At 72.9% G+C, this 22,573-nt stretch carries 17 protein-coding genes; 13 read left to right on the top strand and 4 right to left on the bottom strand.

Features of this window, described 5'->3' with window-relative positions; genetic code table 11:
- Positions 1–181 precede the first annotated feature (181 nt).
- The 3 genes from rpsA (at position 182) to uvrB (ending at position 4,709) form a co-directional block, all read left to right on the top strand.
- On the top strand, positions 182–1,666 hold the full coding sequence (gene rpsA / locus CAE01nite_RS14630; RefSeq protein WP_146906036.1) for a 30S ribosomal protein S1: 1,485 nt from the start codon (positions 182–184) through the stop codon (positions 1,664–1,666).
- Between the two features lie 230 nt (positions 1,667–1,896).
- Entirely contained in the window at positions 1,897–2,523 is a 627-nt protein-coding gene (gene coaE, locus CAE01nite_RS14625; RefSeq protein WP_146906034.1) for a dephospho-CoA kinase, read from the top strand.
- 89 nt (positions 2,524–2,612) lie between these two features.
- Complete coding sequence (uvrB, locus tag CAE01nite_RS14620) at positions 2,613–4,709, top strand: excinuclease ABC subunit UvrB (RefSeq protein ID WP_146906032.1); 2,097 nt, start codon at positions 2,613–2,615, stop codon at positions 4,707–4,709.
- Between the two features lie 50 nt (positions 4,710–4,759).
- Here the strand turns inward: uvrB and CAE01nite_RS14615 are convergent, their stop codons facing one another.
- Positions 4,760–5,050 (bottom strand): YciI family protein, encoded by a 291-nt coding sequence (locus tag CAE01nite_RS14615; protein WP_146906030.1) that lies wholly within the window; start codon positions 5,048–5,050, stop codon positions 4,760–4,762.
- A gap of 65 nt (positions 5,051–5,115) precedes the next feature.
- Between CAE01nite_RS14615 and CAE01nite_RS14610 the strand changes: the two genes are divergently transcribed.
- Both CAE01nite_RS14610 and CAE01nite_RS14605 read left to right on the top strand, forming a co-directional pair.
- Entirely contained in the window at positions 5,116–5,961 is an 846-nt protein-coding gene (locus CAE01nite_RS14610) for an aldo/keto reductase (protein WP_146906028.1), read from the top strand.
- The gene (locus tag CAE01nite_RS14605) at positions 5,954–7,132 is read left to right on the top strand and encodes an acyl-CoA dehydrogenase family protein (protein WP_146906026.1); all 1,179 of its coding nucleotides are present in this window, start codon (positions 5,954–5,956) and stop codon (positions 7,130–7,132) included. Before CAE01nite_RS14610 ends, CAE01nite_RS14605 begins: the two co-directional genes overlap by 8 nt.
- Positions 7,133–7,257: 125 nt before the next feature.
- On the opposite strand, the gene CAE01nite_RS14600 is transcribed toward CAE01nite_RS14605, so the two are convergent.
- The gene (locus CAE01nite_RS14600) at positions 7,258–7,971 is read right to left on the bottom strand and encodes an MBL fold metallo-hydrolase (protein WP_146906024.1); all 714 of its coding nucleotides are present in this window, start codon (positions 7,969–7,971) and stop codon (positions 7,258–7,260) included.
- Entirely contained in the window at positions 7,955–9,985 is a 2,031-nt protein-coding gene (locus CAE01nite_RS14595; RefSeq protein WP_246131234.1) for a glycoside hydrolase family 15 protein, read from the bottom strand. Before CAE01nite_RS14595 ends, CAE01nite_RS14600 begins: the two co-directional genes overlap by 17 nt.
- A gap of 95 nt (positions 9,986–10,080) precedes the next feature.
- On the opposite strand from CAE01nite_RS14595, the gene uvrA reads away from it, so the two are divergent.
- Positions 10,081–13,077, top strand: coding sequence for an excinuclease ABC subunit UvrA (uvrA, locus tag CAE01nite_RS14590; protein WP_246131233.1), 2,997 nt, complete (start codon positions 10,081–10,083; stop codon positions 13,075–13,077).
- Positions 13,078–13,264: 187 nt separating this feature from the next.
- Here the strand turns inward: uvrA and CAE01nite_RS14585 are convergent, their stop codons facing one another.
- On the bottom strand, positions 13,265–13,741 hold the full coding sequence (locus CAE01nite_RS14585) for an OsmC family protein (RefSeq protein WP_146906022.1): 477 nt from the start codon (positions 13,739–13,741) through the stop codon (positions 13,265–13,267).
- Between the two features lie 95 nt (positions 13,742–13,836).
- On the opposite strand from CAE01nite_RS14585, the gene uvrC reads away from it, so the two are divergent.
- The 7 genes from uvrC to tpiA all read left to right on the top strand — a co-directional run bounded on the left by uvrC (position 13,837) and on the right by tpiA (position 22,515).
- The gene (gene uvrC, locus CAE01nite_RS14580; protein ID WP_246131232.1) at positions 13,837–16,113 is read left to right on the top strand and encodes an excinuclease ABC subunit UvrC; all 2,277 of its coding nucleotides are present in this window, start codon (positions 13,837–13,839) and stop codon (positions 16,111–16,113) included.
- Positions 16,110–17,054, top strand: coding sequence for an RNase adapter RapZ (gene rapZ / locus CAE01nite_RS14575; protein ID WP_146906020.1), 945 nt, complete (start codon positions 16,110–16,112; stop codon positions 17,052–17,054). Before uvrC ends, rapZ begins: the two co-directional genes overlap by 4 nt.
- Before the next feature lie 3 nt (positions 17,055–17,057).
- Positions 17,058–18,050, top strand: coding sequence for a gluconeogenesis factor YvcK family protein (locus CAE01nite_RS14570; RefSeq protein WP_281285607.1), 993 nt, complete (start codon positions 17,058–17,060; stop codon positions 18,048–18,050).
- Between the two features lie 50 nt (positions 18,051–18,100).
- On the top strand, positions 18,101–19,081 hold the full coding sequence (gene whiA, locus CAE01nite_RS14565) for a DNA-binding protein WhiA (protein WP_146906018.1): 981 nt from the start codon (positions 18,101–18,103) through the stop codon (positions 19,079–19,081).
- Positions 19,082–19,355: 274 nt separating this feature from the next.
- The gene (gene gap, locus CAE01nite_RS14560; protein ID WP_146906016.1) at positions 19,356–20,363 is read left to right on the top strand and encodes a type I glyceraldehyde-3-phosphate dehydrogenase; all 1,008 of its coding nucleotides are present in this window, start codon (positions 19,356–19,358) and stop codon (positions 20,361–20,363) included.
- Positions 20,364–20,473: 110 nt separating this feature from the next.
- Positions 20,474–21,673 (top strand): phosphoglycerate kinase, encoded by a 1,200-nt coding sequence (locus CAE01nite_RS14555; RefSeq protein WP_146906014.1) that lies wholly within the window; start codon positions 20,474–20,476, stop codon positions 21,671–21,673.
- Between the two features lie 71 nt (positions 21,674–21,744).
- Positions 21,745–22,515, top strand: a complete 771-nt coding sequence (tpiA, locus tag CAE01nite_RS14550; protein ID WP_146906249.1) for a triose-phosphate isomerase — start codon at positions 21,745–21,747, stop codon at positions 22,513–22,515.
- Positions 22,516–22,573 lie beyond the last annotated feature (58 nt).

Raw genomic sequence — 22,573 nt, 5'->3', positions numbered from 1 at the left:
GGCGCCGGACGCCGCGGTTCACGCACGCTCCGCGGGACGGTACGATTGCACGCGGTGTGGCGCGCCCGAGGGCGTTCGTCGCGCCGGTCGCAGGCCGCGACCGTGCGAGAGCACCGCACCAGCAATCCCGCACGAGATCCCAATCCGACTACTCCTTGTCCGCATCGGAGCACATCACTCAATGACCATCTCCACCCCCGCGAAGCCCGCCACGCCGCAGGTCGCGATCAACGACATCGGTTCGGCCGAGGACTTCATGGCCGCCATCGACGCCACCATCAAGTACTTCAACGATGGCGACATCGTCGAGGGCGTCATCGTCAAGGTCGACCGCGACGAGGTCCTGCTCGACATCGGCTACAAGACCGAGGGCGTCATCCCCTCCCGTGAGCTGTCCATCAAGCACGACGTGGACCCCGGTGAGGTCGTCAAGGTCGGCGACGCGGTCGAGGCCCTGGTCCTCCAGAAGGAGGACAAGGAAGGCCGGCTGATCCTGTCCAAGAAGCGTGCGCAGTACGAGCGCGCGTGGGGCACGATCGAGAGGATCAAGGAGGAGGACGGCGTCGTCACCGGCACCGTCATCGAGGTCGTCAAGGGCGGCCTCATCCTCGACATCGGCCTGCGCGGCTTCCTGCCCGCCTCGCTGGTGGAGATGCGTCGCGTCCGCGACCTCCAGCCGTACGTCGGCAAGGAGATCGAGGCCAAGATCATCGAGCTCGACAAGAACCGCAACAACGTGGTCCTGTCCCGCCGTGCCTGGCTCGAGCAGACGCAGTCCGAGGTGCGCTCGACCTTCCTGCAGACCCTGCAGAAGGGCCAGGTCCGCCCCGGTGTCGTCTCCTCGATCGTCAACTTCGGTGCGTTCGTGGACCTCGGCGGCGTCGACGGGCTCGTGCACGTCTCCGAGCTGTCCTGGAAGCACATCGACCACCCGTCCGAGGTCGTCGAGGTCGGCCAGGAGGTCACCGTCGAGGTGCTCGACGTCGACTTCGACCGCGAGCGTGTCTCCCTGTCGCTGAAGGCGACGCAGGAGGACCCGTGGCAGGCCTTCGCCCGGACGCACGCCATCGGCCAGGTCGTCCCCGGCAAGGTCACCAAGCTCGTCCCGTTCGGTGCGTTCGTGCGCGTCGAGGACGGCATCGAGGGCCTCGTGCACATCTCGGAGCTGGCCGTGCGCCACGTCGAGATCCCGGAGCAGGTCGTCCAGGTCGGCGACGACGTCTTCGTCAAGGTCATCGACATCGACCTGGAGCGTCGGCGCATCTCGCTGTCGCTCAAGCAGGCCAACGAGGGCGTCGACCCCGCCAGCGACGACTTCGACCCGGCGCTGTACGGCATGGCCGCCGAGTACGACGAGCAGGGCAACTACAAGTACCCCGAGGGCTTCGACTCGACCACGAACGAGTGGCTCGAGGGCTTCGAGGCCCAGCGCGAGGTGTGGGAGGCGCAGTACGCGCAGGCCCACGAGCGCTGGGAGGCGCACCGCAAGCAGGTCGCCGAGGCCGCCCGTGCGGACCTCGAGGCCGCGAACGGTGGCGGCGACACGGCTGGGGCCGCCCCGACCGCCTCGTCCTACTCGTCGGCTCCGGCGACCGAGGAGGCCGCGGGCACGCTCGCGTCCGACGAGGCGCTCGCCGCGCTGCGGGAGAAGCTCACCGGCGCCTGATCGTCCGCGCCCCTCAGGGCGCCCGATCGAGCTCCACGCCACGGCCACGGGCCGGTCACCCTCGGGTGGCCGGCCCGTGGCCGTCGTGCGTGGTGGTCGGTGCTGCGTGCGGCGGTGCGGCGGTGCCCGTGACACCGCCCGGTGCCGTCCGGCACGTGCCGGCGTGGTCCCGGTCCCGCGCCGTGGTCCGGGGGTCGCGGCCCGGACGCGACGTGCGGCAGAGTGGCGCGATGCAGCGGATCGGGCTCACGGGTGGGATCGCCTCCGGCAAGTCGGTCGTGGCCGGCCGGCTGGCCGAGCTGGGCGCGACCGTCATCGACCACGACGTGCTGGCCCGCGACGCCGTCCGGCCGGGATCCGCCGGGCTCGACGCGGTGGCTGACGCGTTCGGCCCGGGCGTGCTGGCCGCGGACGGCACGCTCGACCGGGCCGCGCTCGGGGCCCTGGTCTTCGCCGACGCGGCGCAGCGGGAGCGGCTCAACGCGATCCTGCACCCCGAGATCCGCCGGCTCTCGGCCGAGCACGACGCGGCCGCAGCGGCCGCCGGCCCGGGCGCGGTCGTCGTCCACGACATCCCGCTGCTCGTCGAGACGGGTCAGGCAGAGGCGTTCGGCATGCTCGTGGTGGTCGACGCGCCGCCCGAGCAGCGCGTCCGGCGCCTGGTCGAGGGGCGTGGGCTGACCGTCGAGGAGGCGGAGCGCCGAGTCGCGGCCCAGGCGCCGGACGAGGCCCGTCGTGCGGTCGCGGACGTCGTCCTGGACGGGACCGGGACCGTGGAGCACCTGCGCGCGCAGGTCGACGCGCTGTGGCAGCGCATCGACGAGGAGCGCCTGGCGGAGGCCGACGCAGGGCTGTGACCAGCGACACGGCGTCCGGCGGCGCGCCGGGTGGCTGCCGGGCGGCTCGCGGCACCGGGCGTGTCGGTGGTGCGTCGTACCGTTGACCCATGCGCCCAGTGACCGATCTGCAGCGGACCGTGGCCCCGTTCGAGGTCATCTCGGAGTACACGCCCTCGGGTGACCAGCCCACCGCCATCGAGGACCTCTCCCGTCGGATCACCGCCGGCGAGAAGGACGTCGTGCTGCTCGGTGCCACCGGCACCGGCAAGTCGGCGACCACCGCCTGGCTCATCGAGAAGCTGCAGCGGCCGACGCTGGTGATGGCGCCCAACAAGACGCTCGCCGCCCAGCTCGCCACCGAGTTCCGCGAGCTGCTGCCCAACAACGCGGTCGAGTACTTCGTGTCGTACTACGACTACTACCAGCCCGAGGCGTACATCGCGCAGACGGACACCTTCATCGAGAAGGACTCGTCCATCAACGACGAGGTCGAGCGGCTGCGGCACTCGGCGACGAGCTCCCTGCTCACCCGCAGGGACGTCGTGGTGGTCGCCTCCGTGTCCTGCATCTACGGCCTGGGCACCCCGCAGGAGTACGTGGACCGGATGGTCCGGCTGTCGGTCGGGGACCAGGTGGAGCGCGACGCGCTGCTGCGCCAGTTCGTGTCCATGCAGTACAGCCGCAACGACCTGGCGTTCACCCGCGGGACGTTCCGGGTGCGTGGCGACACGGTCGAGATCATCCCGGTGTACGAGGAGCTCGCGATCCGGATCGAGTTCTTCGGCGACGAGATCGAGGCGATCCAGACCCTGCACCCCCTCACCGGGGACGTGGTGCGCAACGAGCAGGACATCCACGTGTTCCCGGCGACCCACTACGTCGCCGGGCCCGAGCGCATGGAGCGCGCGATCGCGACCATCGAGCACGAGCTCGAGGAGCGGCTGAAGGACCTGGAGCGGCAGAGCAAGCTGCTCGAGGCCCAGCGGCTGCGCATGCGCACCACCTACGACATCGAGATGATGCGCCAGATCGGCTCGTGCTCGGGGATCGAGAACTACTCCCGGCACATCGACGGCCGGGTCGCCGGCACCGCGCCGAACACGCTGCTGGACTACTTCCCGGAGGACTTCCTCCTGGTCATCGACGAGTCGCACGTCACCGTCCCGCAGATCGGGGCGATGTTCGAGGGCGACATGTCGCGCAAGCGCGCCCTGGTGGACCACGGCTTCCGGCTCCCGAGCGCGATGGACAACCGGCCGCTGCGGTGGGAGGAGTTCGCCGACCGCATCGGGCAGACGGTGTACCTGTCCGCGACGCCGGGGACCTACGAGCTGTCCATGGCCGACGGCGTGGTGGAGCAGATCATCCGGCCCACGGGGCTCGTCGACCCGCAGATCGTGGTCAAGCCGACCACGGGCCAGATCGACGACCTGCTCGAGGAGATCCGGCTGCGGGTGGAGCGGGACGAGCGCGTGCTCGTCACGACGCTGACGAAGAAGATGTCCGAGGACCTCACCGACTACCTGCTGGAGAAGGACGTCCGGGTGCGCTACCTGCACTCGGAGGTCGACACCCTGCGGCGCGTGGAGCTGCTGCGCGAGCTGCGCCTGGGCCAGTTCGACGTCCTGGTCGGCATCAACCTGCTGCGGGAGGGGCTCGACCTGCCCGAGGTGTCGCTGGTCGCGATCCTCGACGCCGACAAGGAGGGCTTCCTGCGCTCCGGCACGTCGCTCATCCAGACGATCGGGCGCGCCGCGCGCAACGTCTCCGGCGAGGTCCACATGTACGCCGACAAGGTCACGGCTGCCATGTCCACGGCCATCGAGGAGACGACGCGGCGTCGCGAGAAGCAGGTCGCCTATAACCTCGCGAACGGCATCGACCCGACCCCGCTGCGCAAGAAGATCGGCGACATCACCGACATGCTCGCCCGCGAGGACGTCGACACCGCCGAGCTGCTCGCCGGTGGGTACCGCAACTCCTCCCGTGGCAAGGCGCCGACGCCGGGGGCCAAGGGCGCGCCGAACGCCCGCACCAAGCTCGTCGGTGCGGCGTCCGGCGAGCTGGCCGACCTCATCCAGGAGCTCAACGACCAGATGCACGCCGCTGCGGCAGAGCTGCAGTTCGAGCTGGCGGCACGGCTGCGCGACGAGATCTCGGGGCTGAAGAAGGAGCTGCGGCAGATGCACGCCGCGACCGCCTGAGGGCGGGAGGGGAGGCGCAGCCGGTCAGCGCGTCCCGCCGGACCGGGCGGTCACTGCGCGGTCCACGGCCCGAACACCGGCGTCCACTGCCGGACCACCCGCGCCTTGATCAGGCCCTCGCGGTTGAAAGGGTCGTCGTCGAGGAAGGTGGCGACCTCGCGGGCGGACGCGGCGGACATGATGAGCAGGGCGCCGGGGGCGCCGTCGTCGGCCAAGGGGCCGGACGCCAGCAGGGCCCCCTGGTGCAGGAGGTCGGAGAGGAACGTGCGGTGCTCCGGGCGCACCTTGTCCCGCCGCCGGGCCTGCTCGTCGTAGATGTACTGGACGGCGAAGACGGTCATGGACGCATCTTGCCCCAGCGCGTCGCGAGTCGCGGTGCGACGCCGCCGTGGGAGAGGGTGGAGCCATGACCACTCCCTCTCTCTCCTCGGTGCCGCGCGTCGACCTGCTCGACGGCACCTCGATCCCTCAGCTCGGGTTCGGCGTCTTCAAGGTGGACGACGACGGTGCCGAGCGCGCCGTCAGCGCCGCCCTGGAGACCGGCTACCGGCTCATCGACACCGCGAAGCTGTACGGGAACGAGGCCGGCGTCGGGCGGGCGATCCGCGCGTCCGGACTGCCGCGCGAGGACGTCTACGTGACCACCAAGGTGTGGAACGACGACCAGGGCTACGACGCCACCCTGCGCGCGTTCGACGCGTCCACCTCCCGGCTCGACGTGGGCACCGTCGACCTCTACCTCATCCACTGGCCGTTCCCCGGGCAGGACCTCTACCTCGACACCTGGCGCGCGCTGCTGCTCCTCAAGGAGCAGGGCGCGATCCGCTCCGTCGGCGTCTCCAACTTCGTTCCGGCGCACCTCGAGCGCATCATCGGCGAGACCGGCGTGGTGCCGGTGGTCAACCAGGTGGAGCTGCACCCCCGGCTGCAGCAGCCCGAGCTGCGCGAGTTCCACCGCAGCACCGGGATCGTCACCGAGGCCTGGTCGCCGCTGGGACGCGACTCCGGCCTGCTGGACGACCCGGTCGTGCAGTCGATCGCCGAGGCGCGCGGCGTGACGCCGGCCCAGGTGGTGCTCCGCTGGCACCTCGACCTCGGCAACGTCGTCATCCCGAAGTCGGTGACCCCGGCCCGCATCGCGGAGAACTTCGACGTGTTCGGCTTCGGCCTCCAGGACGAGGACCACCAGGCGCTGGCCGGCATGGACCGGGGTGAGCGCATCGGGCCCGACCCGGAGGAGTTCGGTGCCTGAGTCGTCCGACCCCCGGCCGGCGACCCTGCTGACCGACGAGCTCCTCCAGGCGATCCGGTCCCGGGCCGCCGGGCACGACCGGGACAACACGTTCCCGCACGACGACCTCGCCGACCTCACCGCCGCGGGGTACCTGCGTGCGTTCGTGCCGGTCGCGCTGGGCGGGTCGGGCCTGACCCTGCGGCAGGTGGCGGCCGAGCAGGTCCGGCTCGGCGCCGCGGCGCCCGCCACGGCGCTGGCCGTCAACATGCACCTCGTCGTCACCGGGATCGCGCGGCTGCTCGCCGACCGGGGCGACGACTCGCTGGCGTTCGTGCTCGAGGAGGCGGCGCGCGGCGAGGTGTTCGCCTTCGGCAACTCCGAGGCCGGCAACGACCTGGTGATGTTCGACTCGCGCACGCGCGCCGAGCCGCATCCCGACGGCGGGTACCGGTACACCGGGACGAAGATCTTCACGTCGCTGTCGCCGGTGTGGACGCGGCTGGCGACCTTCGGGCGCGACGACACCGACCCGACGGCGCCCGTGCTGGTGCACGGGGTGGTCCGGCGGGACGGCGGCGGCATCGAGGTCCGCGACGACTGGGACACCCTCGGCATGCGCGCCACCCAGAGCCGCACCACCGTGCTCGACGGCGCGGTGGCGCCGGCCGCCTGGGTGCACCGCCGCCTGCCCGTCGGGCCGAGCCGTGACCCGTTCGTCTTCGCGCTGTTCGCCGTCTTCGAGGTGCTCCTCGCCGCGGTCTACACCGGCATCGGACGCCGGGCGGTCGACCTCGCGGTCGCGGCGGCGCACCGGCGCACGTCGATGAAGAACGGCGGCCGCACGCTCGCCCAGGACCCGGACATCCGGTGGCGGGTCGCCGAGGCCGCGCTCGCGCAGGACGGCATCGAGCCGCAGGTGGACTCGCTGGCCCGGGACGTCGACGAGGGCGTCGACCACGGCGCGCTGTGGTTCGCCAAGGTCGTCGGGCTCAAGCACCGGGCCACCGAGAACGCGCGGTTCGTCGTGGACCAGGCGATCCGGGTCGCGGGCGGGTCGTCCTACTTCGCCGGCAGCGAGCTCGGCCGCCTCTACCGCGACGTGCTCGCCGGGATCTTCCACCCCTCCGACCCCGAGTCCGCGCACGCGACCGTGGCGAACGCCTGGCTGGGCCCGGTCGACCCCACCTGACCGCGCCCGGCCGGGCCGCCGCGGCGACCCGGCCCGGCCGCGCCGCCGCAGCCCCGCCCGACGGGCGGGCGGGCGAGGACGCGCGCGGACCCGCGCGGGGACGCGGCGCGGCCGGTCGGCGCGGCTCACCAGCCCCGGTCGCGCCACTCCGGCAGGTGCGGGCGCTCGGCGCCCAGCGTGGTGTCGGCGCCGTGCCCCGGGTACACCCAGCCGGCGTCGTCGAACGGGTCGAACAGGCGCTCGGTGACGTCCGTGAGCAGCTGGGTGAAGCGCTCCGCGTCCTCGCCCGTGTTCCCGACCCCGCCGGGGAACAGGCTGTCGCCGGTGAACAGGTGGACCCGGCCCGGCACGGCGCCGTCGGCGCCGCGGTGGCCACCGGCCGGCGGCCCGGCGGGCTCCCGGTAGACCAGCGCGACGGAGCCGGGCGTGTGCCCGCGCAGCGCGACGACCTCCAGGGTCACGTGCCCGACCGTCAGGACGTCGCCGTGGTGCAGCCGGCGGCGGGTGGGCACCGGGATGCCGGCCGCGTCGTCGGCGCCGGCCGCCGTCGTGGCTCCGGTGACCGCGACGACCGACTCCAGGGCGCGGTGGTGGTCGGCGTGGCGGTGCGTGGTCACCACCAGGTCCAGGCGCGCGCCGCGCGAGCCCTCCCGGACCAGCTCGAGGAGCCGGTCCGGGTCGTCGGCCGCGTCGACCAGCAGCTGCGCGCCGCTGGCCCGGCAGGTCACCAGGTAGGCGTTGTTGTCCGTGGCGCCGACGGACGCCTTGCGGATGACGACCTCGTCGAGCTCCCGGACGGCCGTCGGCCCGCCCGGGACGACGTCACCGGTGTACGGCACGGGTGTCCCTCGCGTCCTCCGCCGTCCCGTCGCCCCCGTCGCGGCGCTGCACGGCCTGGTCGTGGCTGAAGACGGCGCGCACGAGGGCCAGGTGCGACAGCGCCTGCGGGACGTTCCCCATCATCTGCCCGCGGTCGACGTCGTACTCCTCCGCCAGCAGCCCGAGGTCGTTCGACAGGCCGATCAGCCGGTCCAGCAGGCGGCCGGACTCGTCGGTGTCGCCCATCCGGGCCAGCGCGTCCGCCAGCCAGAAGCTGCACGCCAGGAACGGGTGCTCCCCGCCGGCCAGCCCGTCGTCGGTGGCCTGCGTGTGGTACCGGTGCACGAGCCCGTCGGCGACCTCGAGCTCCTCCCGGATCGCCCGGACGGTCCCGACGAACCGCGGGTCGTCGGCCGGCAGGAAGCCGACCTGCACCATCTGCAGCAGCGAGGCGTCGGTGTTCGTGGCGCCGTAGGTCTGGACGAACGTGTTGCGCTCGGCGTCGTAGCCGTGCGCGAGGACGTCCTCGCGGATCGCGTCGCGCTCGGCACGCCACCGCTCGAGCGGACCCTCCAGCCCGTGGTCCTCCACGGCGTGCACGGCCCGGTCCAGCGCCGCCCACGCCATCACCTTCGAGTGCGTGAAGTGCTGCAGCTCGCCGCGGACCTCCCAGATGCCGCGGTCCGGCTCACGCCAGTGCTCGGCGAGGTCGTCCACGAGCGCCCGCTGCAGCGCCCAGCCCGGTGCGCGGTCCTTGAGCCCGACCGAGCGGGCCAGGGCGAGCGCGCACATCACCTCGCCGAGGACGTCGTGCTGGACCTGGTCGACGGCGCCGTTGCCGATCCGGACCGGTCGTGAGCCGCCGTACCCGGGCAGGTGCGTGAGCTCTCGCTCGGGCAGGTCCCGGCGTCCGTCGACGCCGTACATGATCTGCAGGTCGGCGGGGGAGCCGGCCACGGCGCGGAGCAGCCACTGCCGCCACTCGTTGGCCTCCTCCCGGTACCCGTACTCGAGCAGCGCCTCGAGCGTCAGGGCCGCGTCACGCAGCCAGCAGTACCGGTAGTCCCAGTTCCGCTCCCCGCCCATGTCCTCCGGCAGCGACGTCGTGGCGGCGGCGACGATGCCGCCGGTCTCCTCGTCGGTGAGCAGCCGCAGCACGAGCAGGGACCGGTCGACCGCCTCGGCGTGGCTGCCGCGGTGCTTGCGGTGCTTCGCCCACTTCTCCCAGTCCAGCCGGGTCCGCTCGATGCGCTGGACGATCCCCAGCCGCGGGGGGACCGGGGCCCACGACGGCGTCCAGGTCACGACGAGCTCGAGCGCCTCGCCGGCCGACAGCGTGAACCTGTCGCGGTGGGCGCCGTCGGACGCCCGGGGCAGCCGGTCACCGCGCAGCAGCAGCGAGTCCGGACCCGCGATCGCCCGGATGGCGGGGTTGCCGTCGGGGTCCTTGGTGCGGCTGACCCAGGGCTTGATGGCGCCGTAGCCGAACCGCACGATCCACTCGTGCTCGAACGTCACGGTCCCGTCGCGCACCTCGACCCGCCGGACCAGGTCGGCGCGGTCGTCCGCCATCGGCATGCACTCCACGACGACGGCGCGTCCGGTGGGGGACACGTACGTCGTCTCCAGCACGAACGAGTCGCCCAGGTAGCGCCGGGTCACCTCGGTCGCGTCCGGGACGGTGAGCAGCCACCGCCCGTTGTCGGGCGTGCCCAGCAGCGCGGCGAACGACGCGGGGGAGTCGAACCCCGGCAGGCACATCCAGTCGATCGAGCCCGTCCTGCTGACGAGGGCGGCCGTGCGGCGGTCCCCGAGCACCGCGTACTCGCCGATCGGGGTGGGCGGAGCCTGCTCGGGCGGCAGCGGGTCCTCGGGGCGGACCGCCTCGCCCGGCTCCTTCGCGTGGTAGGCCAGACCCTGCGACTCCGCGCTCATCCGGGGGTCGACGGCGTCCCGGGCCGACCCGTCCGCGGTGGCGTCGTCGGGGGCGCGGTGCTGGTCGGACGCGGCAGGACGACCCTCGGAGCGGCTCATGGGGGCAGTCTGCCCCGCGGCCCGCTGCTGTGACACGGCGAACACTGTGTTCGAACACACGTACGCCTGTCGGCGCCCCGCCGTAGACTGTGCGGGTGAACGATCGTCTGGTGGTCCAGGGTGCCCGCGAGCACAACCTGCGGAACGTCGACCTCGACCTCCCCCGCGACAAGCTCATCGTCTTCACCGGCCTCTCGGGCTCCGGGAAGTCCTCGCTCGCCTTCGACACGATCTTCGCCGAGGGCCAGCGCCGGTACGTGGAGTCCCTGTCGGCGTACGCGCGGCAGTTCCTCGGGCAGATGGACAAGCCCGACGTCGACTTCATCGAGGGCCTGTCCCCGGCGGTGTCGATCGACCAGAAGTCGACCAACCGCAACCCGCGGTCGACCGTCGGGACGATCACCGAGGTCTACGACTACCTGCGCCTGCTGTTCGCCCGCGCGGGCACGCAGTTCTGCCCGGTCTGCGGCGAGCGCGTCACCGCGCAGACCCCGCAGCAGATCGTCGACCGCCTGCTGGAGCTGCCCGAGGGCACGCGCTACCAGGTGCTCGCACCCGTCGTCCGCGGCCGCAAGGGCGAGTACGCCGACCTGTTCAAGGAGCTGCAGGCCAAGGGTTTCGCCCGTGCCCGGGTCGACGGCGAGGTCGTGCAGCTGACCGCGCCGCCCACGCTGGAGAAGAAGCTCAAGCACGACATCGAGGTCGTCATCGACCGCCTCGTGTCCCGCGACGGCGTCCGCCGGCGGCTGACCGACTCGGTGGAGACCGCGCTCGGGCTCGCCGGCGGCCTGCTCACCGTCGAGCTGGTCGACGCCGACGTCGACGACCCGGAGCGCGAGCGCCGGTTCTCCGAGCACCGCGCCTGCCCGAACGACCACCGCCTGACGCTCGAGGAGATCGAGCCCCGCACGTTCTCCTTCAACGCGCCCTACGGCGCGTGCCCCGAGTGCACCGGGCTCGGCAGCCGGCTGGAGGTCGACCCCGACCTCGTCATCCCGGACGAGGACCTCTCCCTCGCGGAGGGCGCCGTCGCGCCGTGGTCGCAGATCTCCTCCGAGTACTTCCTGCGGGTGCTGGCCGCCCTCGCCAAGGACCTCGGGTTCTCGATGGACGTGCCGTGGCGCGCGCTGCCGCAGCGCGCGAAGGACGCCGTCCTGCACGGGGAGAACCACGAGGTCAAGGTCCGCTACCGCAACCGCTGGGGCCGTGAGCGGCAGTACTCCACCGGCTTCGAGGGCGTCATCACCTTCGTCGAGCGCCGCCACGCCGAGACCGACTCGGACTCGAGCAAGGAGCGCTACGAGGCGTACATGCGCGAGGTCCCGTGCCCCGTGTGCAGGGGCGCGCGGCTCAAGCCCGAGGTGCTGGCCGTCAAGGTCGGCGGCCGGTCCATCGCCGAGGTCTGCTCGCTGCCGATCCGCGAGGCCCGCGACTTCCTCGACACCCTGGAGCTGGGCGAGCGGGAGCGTGCGATCGCCGTGCAGGTCCTCAAGGAGATCCAGGCGCGCCTGGGCTTCCTGCTCGACGTCGGCCTGGACTACCTGTCGCTCATGCGTCCGGCCGGCACGCTGTCGGGCGGCGAGGCGCAGCGCATCCGGCTCGCCACGCAGATCGGGTCCGGCCTGGTCGGCGTCCTGTACGTGCTCGACGAGCCGAGCATCGGCCTGCACCAGCGCGACAACCGCCGGCTCATCGACACCCTCACCCGCCTGCGGGACCTGGGCAACACGCTCATCGTCGTCGAGCACGACGAGGACACCATCAAGGTCGCCGACTGGATCGTCGACGTGGGCCCGGGCGCGGGGGAGCACGGTGGCCGCGTCGTGCACTCCGGCGACCTCGAGGGGCTGCTCGCCTCGCAGGAGTCGGTGACCGGTGCGTACCTGTCCGGACGGCGCAGCATCCCGATGCCCGCGGAGCGCCGCGCCGTCGACCCGTCCCGCCGGCTGACGGTGGTCGGCGCGCGCGAGCACAACCTCAACGGGATCGACGTGTCGTTCCCGCTGGGCCGGCTCGTCGCGGTGACCGGGGTCTCGGGGTCCGGCAAGTCGACCCTGGTGAACTCCATCCTCTACACGGTGCTCGCCAACGAGCTGAACGGCGCCCGTCAGGTCGCCGGACGGCACAAGCGGGTCACCGGCCTGGAGCACCTCGACAAGGTCGTGCACGTCGACCAGGGACCGATCGGACGCACCCCGCGCTCGAACCCGGCGACCTACACCGGGGTGTGGGACCACGTCCGCACGCTGTTCGCCGAGACGACCGAGGCCAAGGTCCGCGGCTACACCGCCGGGCGGTTCTCGTTCAACGTCAAGGGCGGCCGCTGCGAGGCGTGCTCGGGCGACGGCACGCTGAAGATCGAGATGAACTTCCTGCCCGACGTGTACGTCCCGTGCGAGGTGTGCCACGGCTCGCGCTACAACCGCGAGACCCTGGAGGTGCACTTCAAGGGCAAGACGGTCGCCGAGGTGCTCGACATGCCGATCGAGGAGGCCGCGGACTTCTTCGCCGCGGTCCCGAAGATCTCGCGGTACCTGCGCACGCTGGTCGACGTCGGCCTGGGGTACGTCCGGCTCGGCCAGCCGGCCCCGACGCTGTCCGGTGGTGAGGCGCAGCGGGTCAAGCTCGCGGCCGAGCTCCAGAAGCGCTCGAACGGCCGGACGATCTACGTCCTGGACGAGCCGACCACCGGCCTGCACTTCGAGGACATCCGCAAGCTGCTCGCGGTGCTGCAGTCGCTGGTCGACAAGGGCAACAGCGTGCTGGTCATCGAGCACAACCTCGACGTCATCAAGAACGCCGACTGGGTCATCGACATGGGTCCCGAGGGGGGCAGCGGCGGCGGCCGGCTGGTCGCCGAGGGGACCCCGGAGAAGGTCGCGACGGTGAAGGCCAGCCACACCGGCCGGTTCCTCGCCGAGGTGCTCGCGAGCTCCACCCCCGTCCCGGCCGGCGAGCTGCTCGTCGTCCCGGCGCCGGTCGAGCTGCCACGGGGCAAGGGCGGCGCCCGGTCCGCCGCGCCTGCTCGCCCGGCAGCGGGCAAGGCCCCGGCGCGCAGCGCCAAGGCGAGGGCGGCGGCCAGGGCCAGCTGACCCGGCGGCGGCGCGACGGCTCTCGACCGAGCCGTCGCGCCGGAGGCGGTCAGGCGGCGCGACGGCCCTCAACCGAGCCGTCGCGCCGGAGGCGGTCAGGCAGCGCGACGGCCCTCGACGGAGCCGTCGCGCCGCGGGCGCTCAGGCCACGGGACGCGCCCTCGACGGAGCCGTCGCGCCGGGGCGCTCAGGCGACGCGACGGGTGACCGGCTCGTGCCGGACGGGGAAGTTCACCGAGCGGGCGATGAAGCAGTGGTCGTGCGCCCGCGCGTGCAGCGTGGCGACCCGGTCGTCGGTGACGTCCTCCCCGCGGACGGTGATCCGCGGGTGCAGCATGACGTCGGTGAACTGGCCGGCGCCGGCGGACTCGACCCGCATGGTGCCGACCGCCTCGTCGCGGTAGCCGACCACCACGACGCCGTCCTGCGCCGCGAAGTGCAGGAACCACAGCATGTGGCACTGGGCGAGCGCCGCGACGAACAGCTCCTCGGGGTTGTAGCGGGTCGGGTCACCCCGGAACGCCGGGTCGGACGACCCCAGCAGCGTCGGGTGCCCGGCCACGGCCACCTCGTGGTCCCGGCTGTACGCCGTGTAGCTCGTCGTGCCCGCGTGGCCGGCTCCGGTCCAGCGCACGTCCACCGTGTACGAGTGCAGGGCTCCCATCCGCCTCACCGTAGCGACGTCGACGGCGGACGGTGGCCGGTCGGCGCCGGCCGACGGGTCGGGAGCGTCGGACCGGCGAACTAAACTCTGGACCCATGGCCGATCCCGCCACCTACCGCCCCGCCCCCGGCCAGATCCCCGACCAGCCCGGCGTCTACCGCTTCCGGGACGAGCACCGCCGGGTCATCTACGTCGGCAAGGCGAAGAGCCTGCGGTCCCGGCTCGGCAGCTACTTCCAGGACCTCTCGGCGCTGCACCCGCGCACCCAGTCGATGGTCACGTCGGCGGCGTCGGTCGAGTGGACGGTGGTGGGCACCGAGGTGGAGGCGCTGGCCCTGGAGTACTCCTGGATCAAGGAGTTCGACCCCCGGTTCAACGTCAAGTACCGCGACGACAAGTCCTACCCGTACCTGGCGGTGACGCTCGGCGACCAGTTCCCCCGCGTGCAGGTCATGCGCGGCGCCAAGCGGCCCGGCACCCGCTACTTCGGGCCGTACGCCCACGCCTGGGCCATCCGCGAGACGGTCGACCTCCTGCTGCGGGTCTTCCCGGTGCGGACCTGCTCGGCCGGCGTCTTCAAGCGGGCGAACCAGCAGGGCCGGCCGTGCCTGCTGGGCTACATCGACAAGTGCTCGGCACCCTGCGTCGGGCGGATCAGCCCGGACGACCACCACGCCCTGGCCGAGGACTTCTGCGCTTTCATGGCCGGCGACACCGCCAAGTTCACGCGCCGCCTCACCGAGCGCATGCGCGACGCCGCCTCGATCCAGGACTACGAGGCGGCGGCGCGGCTGCGCGACGACATCGGTGCGCTGGAGCGCGCGACCGAGAAGAACGCCGTCGTGCTGCAGGACGGCACCGACGCCGACATCTTCGCCCTGGTCGGCGACGAGCTGGAGGCCGCCGTCCAGGTGTTCCACGTCCGCGACGGACGCATCCGCGGTCAGCGCGGCTGGATCGTGGAGAAGGTGGAGGACGTCTCCGACGGCGAGCTCGTCGAGCACCTCCTGCAGCAGGTGTACGGCGCGGAGGAGGCCGCGCTGGCCGGTCACGGCTCCCGGTCCCGCGGCGAGCCGGCCACCGGCGCCGCCGCCGGCGTCGTCCCGCGCGAGGTTCTGGTCCCCGTCATGCCGCCCGACGCCGCCGAGGTGTCGGCGTGGCTCAGCGGGATGCGCGGCAGCCGGGTCGACGTCCGGGTGCCGCAGCGCGGCGACAAGCGCGAGCTCGCGGAGACCGTCCGGCGCAACGCCGAGCACGCCCTGGCCCTGCACCGCACCAAGCGCGCCGGGGACCTGACCACCCGCAGCCAGGCGCTGCGCGAGATCCAGGAGGCGCTGGACCTGCCCACCGCTCCGCTGCGGATCGAGTGCTACGACATCTCCACCACCCAGGGCACCCACCAGATGGCGTCCATGGTCGTGTTCGAGGACGGTCTGGCCCGCAAGAGCGAGTACCGCACGTTCGCGATCCGCGGGCCCGAGGGCGACGGCGCCCGGGACGACACCGCCGCCATGCACGAGGTCATCACCCGGCGCTTCCGCCGGTACGTCGCGGACCGGGTCCGCACCGGGGACCTGGAGATGGGCGCCGGCGACGACGACGACCAGGCGTTCGACACCGGCGCCCGCGCCGCCCCCCGGTCCGGTGAGGTCGAGGCGGAGGTGGAGGCGGAGGACGCCGGTCGCCGCCGGTTCGCCTACCCGCCCAACCTCGTCGTGGTCGACGGCGGCCCGCCGCAGGTCGCCGCGGCAGCGCGCGCCCTCGCCGAGCTCGGGGTGGACGACGTCGCCCTGTGCGGCCTGGCCAAGCGCCTGGAGGAGGTCTGGCTGCCGGGGGAGGACTACCCGGTCATCCTGCAGCGCAGCTCCGAGGGTCTGTACCTGCTGCAGCGCGTGCGGGACGAGGCGCACCGGTTCGCGATCACCGCGCACCGCCGCCGTCGCAGCAAGGGCATGACGGTCTCCGCGCTCGACGACGTGCCCGGGCTCGGTCCGGCGCGCAGCCGGACGCTCCTCAAGCACTTCGGGTCCCTCAAGCGGCTCCGGGCGGCCTCCGTCGAGGAGATCGCGTCGGTGCCCGGCATGGGGCAGCGCACGGCGGCCGCCGTCGTCGCGGCACTGGCGACGGCGGACCCGGTCGCGCCGCGTGCCGGCGACGTCGACGCCGGCCCGGCGGGTGCGGGCGGCGCCCCGGCCGACCGGCCGGACGACCCGGCGGTGGAGCGCCGGGGCGCTCCGGACGGCGCCGTGATGGAGGAGCCGCCGGGGATCGTCGGCGCCGACCCGGGCGCGACGGACCTCCCGGCGGACGGGAGCGCACTGCCCGAGCCACGCCAGGCGGCCGCCGGGGTGCCTGGCATGCTGAGCGCATGACCGGCGAACCCGACCCGCTGACCGTGCCGCGCGGCATCCCCGCGCTCGAGGCGGCCACCCCTGCGCCCCGGCTGAGCTCGGCGCAGGTCCTCATCATCACGGGCATGTCCGGCGCCGGTCGGACCCGGGCGGCGGCGGTGCTGGAGGACCTCGACTGGTACGTCGTGGACAACCTGCCGGCGCAGATGCTCACCCCCCTGGTCGGGATGATGAAGCGGGGCGCACCCGGAGGCGGCGTCCAGCGGCTCGCGGCGGTGGTCGACGTGCGCGGCGGGGAGTTCTTCGCCGACCTCGCCGAGGTGCTGGACGGCATGCGCGCGGCCGGCACCGACTACCGGGTGCTGTTCCTCGACGCCTCGGACGAGGTGCTGGTCCGGCGGTTCGAGCAGGTCCGGCGCCCGCACCCGCTGCAGGGCAACGGCCGGATCCTCGACGGCATCGCGGCGGAGCGCGAGCTGCTCACCGACATCCGGGAGCGGTCGGACGTGCTCATCGACACCTCCGAGCTGAACGTGCACGACCTCGCCCGCGAGGTCCGGGCCGCCGTCTCCGGCGGGACCGAGGACACGGTGCGCATCAACGTGCTGTCGTTCGGCTTCAAGTACGGCATCCCGCTCGACGCCGACCACGTCGTCGACGTGCGCTTCCTCGCCAACCCCTACTGGGTCAGCGAGCTGCGCCACCTGTCCGGGCGCGACGCCCCCGTGCGCGACTACGTCCTCGGCCTGCCCGGTGCGCAGCTCTTCATCGAGCGGTACGTCGCGGCGCTCGAGCCGATCCTGGCCGGGTACCTGCACGAGGAGAAGCGGTACGTAACGATCGCCGTCGGCTGCACCGGTGGCAAGCACCGCTCGGTGGCGATCAGCGAGCAGATCGCCGCGCGGCTGCGCGGCGCCGGGCAGCACGTCACGGTCGGCGCCCGCGACCTCGGCAAGGAGTGACCGGTGAGCGTGACGGGGGCCCTGGGCCCTGCCGTCGTCGCGCTCGGCGGCGGGCACGGCCTGTCGGCGACGCTGTCCGCGCTGCGGCTCATGACGCACCGGGTGACGGCCGTGGTCACCGTGGCCGACGACGGCGGCTCGTCCGGCCGGCTGCGGGACGAGCTCGGCGTGCTGCCGCCGGGGGACCTGCGGATGGCGCTGGCCGCCCTGTGCGACGACTCCGAGTGGGGACGCACGTGGCGTGACCTGCTCCAGCACCGGTTCCGGTCCAGCGGGGACCTGGACCAGCACGCGGTCGGCAACCTGCTCATCGTCGCGCTGTGGGAGCAGCTCGGGGACACGGTCGCGGGCCTGGACTGGGTCGGCCGGCTGCTCGGTGCCCGTGGGCGGGTGCTGCCGATGGCCGCCGTGCCGCTGGCGATCGAGGCGGAGGTCGTCGGTCCCGCGGACGGCAGCGGCGAGCCGCAGCGGCGGGTGGTGCACGGGCAGAGCGCCGTGGCGGTCACCCGGAGCAGGATCGAGCACGTCCGGCTGGTCCCGCCGGACCCCCCGGCCTGCCCGGAGGCGGTCGCCGCCGTCGAGGCCGCCGACTGGGTGGTCCTCGGCCCGGGCTCGTGGTTCACGTCCGTCCTGCCGCACCTGCTCGTGCCCGAGCTCGCCGCCGCACTGCACCGCACCCGGGCCCGACGGTGCGTGACCCTCAACCTCTCGCCGGAGGAGGAGGGCGAGACCGCGGGCATGACCGCGACCCAGCACCTGCAGGTGCTGCACCAGCACGCACCCGAGCTGCGCATCGACGCCGTCGTCGCCGACCCGCGTGCCGTCGAGGACGTCGGCCTGCTCGTGGAGGCCGCCGCGTCGATGGGGGCCCGCCTCCTGCTGCGGCAGGTCAGGAGTGGTGACGGGACCCCGCGGCACGACCCGCTGCGCCTCGCGGCGGCCTTCCGGGACGTGTTCGACGACTACCTCGGGGACGTCGGCACCCCCTCGCGCTAGGGGTGCCAGGCAGGTCCGGAGCGCCCCGGCGCAGATGGCAGGATGACGCCATGGCGTTGACGGCACAGGTGAAGGACGAGCTGGCTCGGCTCCATGTCGACAAGATCTCGTGCCGCAAGGCCGAGGTCTCCGCGACCCTCCGGTTCGCGGGCGGGCTCCACATCATCTCCGGCCGCATCGTCATCGAGGCCGAGCTCGACACCGGCATCGCCGCACGGCGGCTGCGCCAGGCGATCGCGGAGGTCTACGGGCACACCAGCGACGTCATCGTCGTGTCCGCCGGCGGGATCCGCCGCGGCAGCCGCTACGTCGTGCGCGTCGTCAAGGACGGGGAGTCGCTGGCCCGGCAGACCGGCCTGCTCGACAACCGCGGGCGACCGGTGCGCGGGCTGCCGCCCCAGGTGGTCTCCGGCGGCATCGGCGAGGCCGAGGCCGCGTGGCGGGGGGCATTCATCGCCCACGGGTCGCTCACCGAGCCCGGCCGGTCCGCCTCGATGGAGATCACCTGCCCGGGCCCGGAGGCCGCACTGGCCCTGGTCGGCGCGGCGCGCCGGCTCGGCATCGCGGCCAAGGCCCGCGAGGTGCGCGGCGTGGACCGGGTCGTCATCCGCGACGGCGACGCCATCAGCGCCATGCTCACCCGGCTCGGCGCGCACGACGCGATGATGGTCTGGGAGGAGCGCCGCATGCGGCGCGAGGTCCGCGGGACCGCCAACCGGCTCGCCAACTTCGACGACGCCAACCTGCGCCGCTCCGCCCGCGCCGCGGTGGCCGCCGGGCAGCGGGTCGAGCGGGCCTTCGAGATCCTCGGGCCGGACCTGCCCGAGCACCTGCGTGAGGCCGGCGAGCTGCGGCTCGCTCACAAGCAGGCGTCGCTGGAGGAGCTGGGCAAGCTCGCCGACCCGGTGCTCACCAAGGACGCCGTCGCCGGCCGGATCCGCCGGCTGCTGGCCACCGCCGACAAGAAGGCGGCCGAGCTCGGCATCCCGGACACCGAGGCCGGCCTGAGCGCGGACCTGCTGGATCTGTGACCTGCGGGCACGCCGTCCGCGGCGGTCCATCGCACCGTCCGACACGCCACCTCGCCGGCCCAGGTGGACAGCGCTTACCGCGCTGACCAGCGGTGGAGCGGGTGACCCACGTCTCTCGGGTGGCCCGGTCCGGGTATAGGCTCGGGGCCGTCCAGCGGCTCGAGGACGGCGCACGACCGCGCCCGCTCGAGCCGCGCGATCGCACAGCGCGGTGCGTGTTCGTCCGTCAAGGCAACTGTGTGCGCCGGCTCGCGCCGGCGCTGAGGAGGGCATTGTGACCACCCGCGTCGGCATCAACGGCTTCGGCCGCATCGGCCGCAACTTCTACCGGGCCATCCTGGCGTCCGGTGCAGACATCGAGGTCGTCGGTGTGAACGACCTCACCGACAACAAGACGCTCGCGCACCTGCTCAAGTACGACTCCGTGCTCGGCCCGCTGGCCGGCGAGGTGACCTACGACGACAAGTCCATCTCCGTGGACGGCCGGTCGTTCCGTGTCATGGAGGAGCGCGACCCGGGCAACCTGCCCTGGGGCGAGCTGGGTGCCGACATCGTCATCGAGTCGACCGGCTTCTTCACGGACGCCGCCAAGGCCAAGGCGCACATCGACGGTGGTGCCAAGAAGGTCATCATCTCGGCGCCGGCCAAGAACGAGGACGCCACCTTCGTCGTGGGCGTCAACCACACCGAGTACGACGCGGCCGCGCACCACATCATCTCGAACGCGTCCTGCACCACGAACTGCCTCGCGCCGATGGCGAAGGTCCTCGACGAGGCGTTCGGGATCGAGCGTGGTCTGATGACCACCATCCACGCGTACACCGGTGACCAGAACCTGCAGGACGGCCCGCACAAGGACCTGCGCCGGGCCCGCGCCGCGGCGATCAACATCGTCCCGACGTCGACGGGTGCGGCCAAGGCCGTGTCGCTCGTGCTCCCGCAGCTCAAGGGCAAGCTCGACGGCTACGCGCTGCGCGTGCCGGTCCCGACCGGCTCCGCCACGGACCTCACGTTCACGGCGAGCCGCGAGACCACCGTCGAGGAGGTCAACGCCGCGATCAAGGCCGCCGCCGAGACCCCCGAGCTCCAGGGCATCCTCGAGTACACCGAGGACCCGATCGTCTCGTCGGACATCGTCACCAACCCGGCGTCGTCCATCTTCGACGCGGGCCTCACCAAGGTGATCGGCGACCAGGTGAAGGTCGTCTCCTGGTACGACAACGAGTGGGGCTACTCCAACTCGCTGGTCAAGCTCACCACGTACGTGGGCGACCGACTCTGACGTCCCTCGCACCACTGCACGCCTCATGCGTCCGCGGACCCGGTGACCCTCTCGGTCGCCGGGTCCGCGGACGCAGTCGCGCTACGACCCCTCACACAGGAGATCGCCCCATGAAGACCATCGACGACCTCGGCGACCTGCGCGGCAAGCGCGTCCTGGTCCGCGCCGACCTCAACGTCCCGCTGGACGGCACCACCATCACCGACGACGGCCGCGTGCAGGCCGCGGTCCCGACCCTGCGCCGCCTGGTCGACGCCGGCGCGAAGGTCGTCGTGGCCGCGCACCTCGGCCGTCCCAAGGGTGCCCCGGAGGACAAGTACTCGCTGCGGCCGGTCTCCACCCGCCTGGCCGAGCTGCTCGGCGTCCCGGTGACGCTCGCGGAGGACACCGTCGGCGACTCGGCCCGGGCGGTCGTCGCGTCGCTCGCCGACGGCGAGGTCGCGCTGCTGGAGAACATCCGCTTCGACCCCCGCGAGACGTCCAAGGACGACGCCGAGCGCGCCTCGCTCGCGCAGGACCTGGCCGCGCTGGCCGACGTGTACGTGTCCGACGGCTTCGGTGTCGTGCACCGCAAGCAGGCGTCCGTGTACGACATCGCGCAGGTGCTGCCCGCCGCGGTCGGCGGGCTCGTGCTCACCGAGGTCGAGGCCCTGCGGCGTGCCACCGACGACCCCGAGCGGCCGTACGTCGTCGTGCTGGGCGGCTCCAAGGTCTCCGACAAGCTGGGCGTCATCGCGAACCTGCTCACCAAGGCCGACCGCCTGCTGATCGGCGGCGGCATGGTGTTCACCTTCCTCGCCGCGCAGGGGCACTCCGTGGGCAAGTCCCTGCTCGAGGAGGACCAGATCGACACGGTCAAGGGCTACCTCGCCCAGGCCGCCGAGAACGGCGTCGAGATCGTCCTGCCGACCGACATCGTCGTCGCCGACGCCTTCGCCCCCGACTCCCCGCACGACGTCGTCCCGGCGGACGCGATCCCGGACGGCCGGATCGGCCTGGACATCGGCCCGGCGTCGGCGGAGCTGTTCGCCAGCAGGATCACCGACGCGAGGACCGTCGTCTGGAACGGCCCCATGGGCGTGTTCGAGTTCGAGGCGTTCGCGGCGGGCACCCGCGCGGTCGCCCAGGCGCTCCTGGACGCCGGCGCCAACGGCGGCTTCAGCATCGTGGGCGGCGGCGACTCGGCCGCTGCCGTCCGGCGGCTCGGCTTCGACGAGTCCGGCTTCGGCCACATCTCGACCGGCGGGGGAGCGAGCCTGGAGTTCCTCGAGGGCAAGTCCCTGCCCGGCCTCGCCGTCCTCGACGCCTGAGCGTCGTCCACCTCCCTCGACAGACAGGAAGCACCCCCGTGGCTCCCAGCACCTCCGCACGCACCCCGCTCATGGCGGGGAACTGGAAGATGAACCTCGACCACCACCAGGCCACGCACTTCGTGCAGAAACTCGCGTGGACCCTGCAGGACGCCAAGCACGACTACGCGTCCGTCGAGGTCGCCGTCCTGCCGCCGTTCACGGACCTGCGCAGCGTGCAGACGCTCGTCGACGCCGACAAGCTCGACCTGCGGTACGGCGCGCAGGACGTCTCGGCCCACGAGTCCGGCGCCTACACCGGCGAGATCTCGCCGCTGTTCCTGGCCAAGCTCGGCGTCACCTACGTCGCCGTCGGGCACTCCGAGCGACGCCAGTACCACCACGAGGACGACGCGCTGGTCAACGCCAAGGCGAGGTCGGCGTTCGGGCAGGGCATCGTCCCGATCGTCTGCATCGGCGAGGCGCTCGACGTCCGCAAGGCCGGCGAGCAGGTGTCCTACACCCTCGCCCAGCTCGACGGCGCGATGCAGGGGATCGCCGCGGAGCAGGCGGCCCAGGTCGTCATCGCCTACGAGCCCGTCTGGGCGATCGGCACCGGCGAGGTCGCGACCCCCGAGGACGCGCAGGAGGTCTGCGGGGCGATCCGCGGTCGCCTCGCCGAGCTCTACGACGGCGAGGTCGCCGCCGCGGTGCGCGTGCTGTACGGCGGCTCGGTCAAGTCCGGCAACGTCGCGTCGATCATGGCGCAGCCCGACGTCGACGGCGCCCTCGTCGGCGGCGCCAGCCTGGACGCGGAGGAGTTCGCCAAGATCGTCCGGTACCAGGCGCACGCCACCGCCTGAGCCACCGGCCACCGGTGGGATGACGACCCCCGGTCCGGCCCGCCGACACGGAGGACGT

It is taken from the genome of Cellulomonas aerilata (genome assembly GCF_007991755.1).
In the GTDB taxonomy this organism is placed as follows: Bacteria; Actinomycetota; Actinomycetes; order Actinomycetales; family Cellulomonadaceae; genus Pengzhenrongella; species Pengzhenrongella aerilata.
The sequence above is the reverse complement of the archived record's forward strand: the minus strand, read 5'-3'. Positions and strand labels throughout refer to the sequence as shown.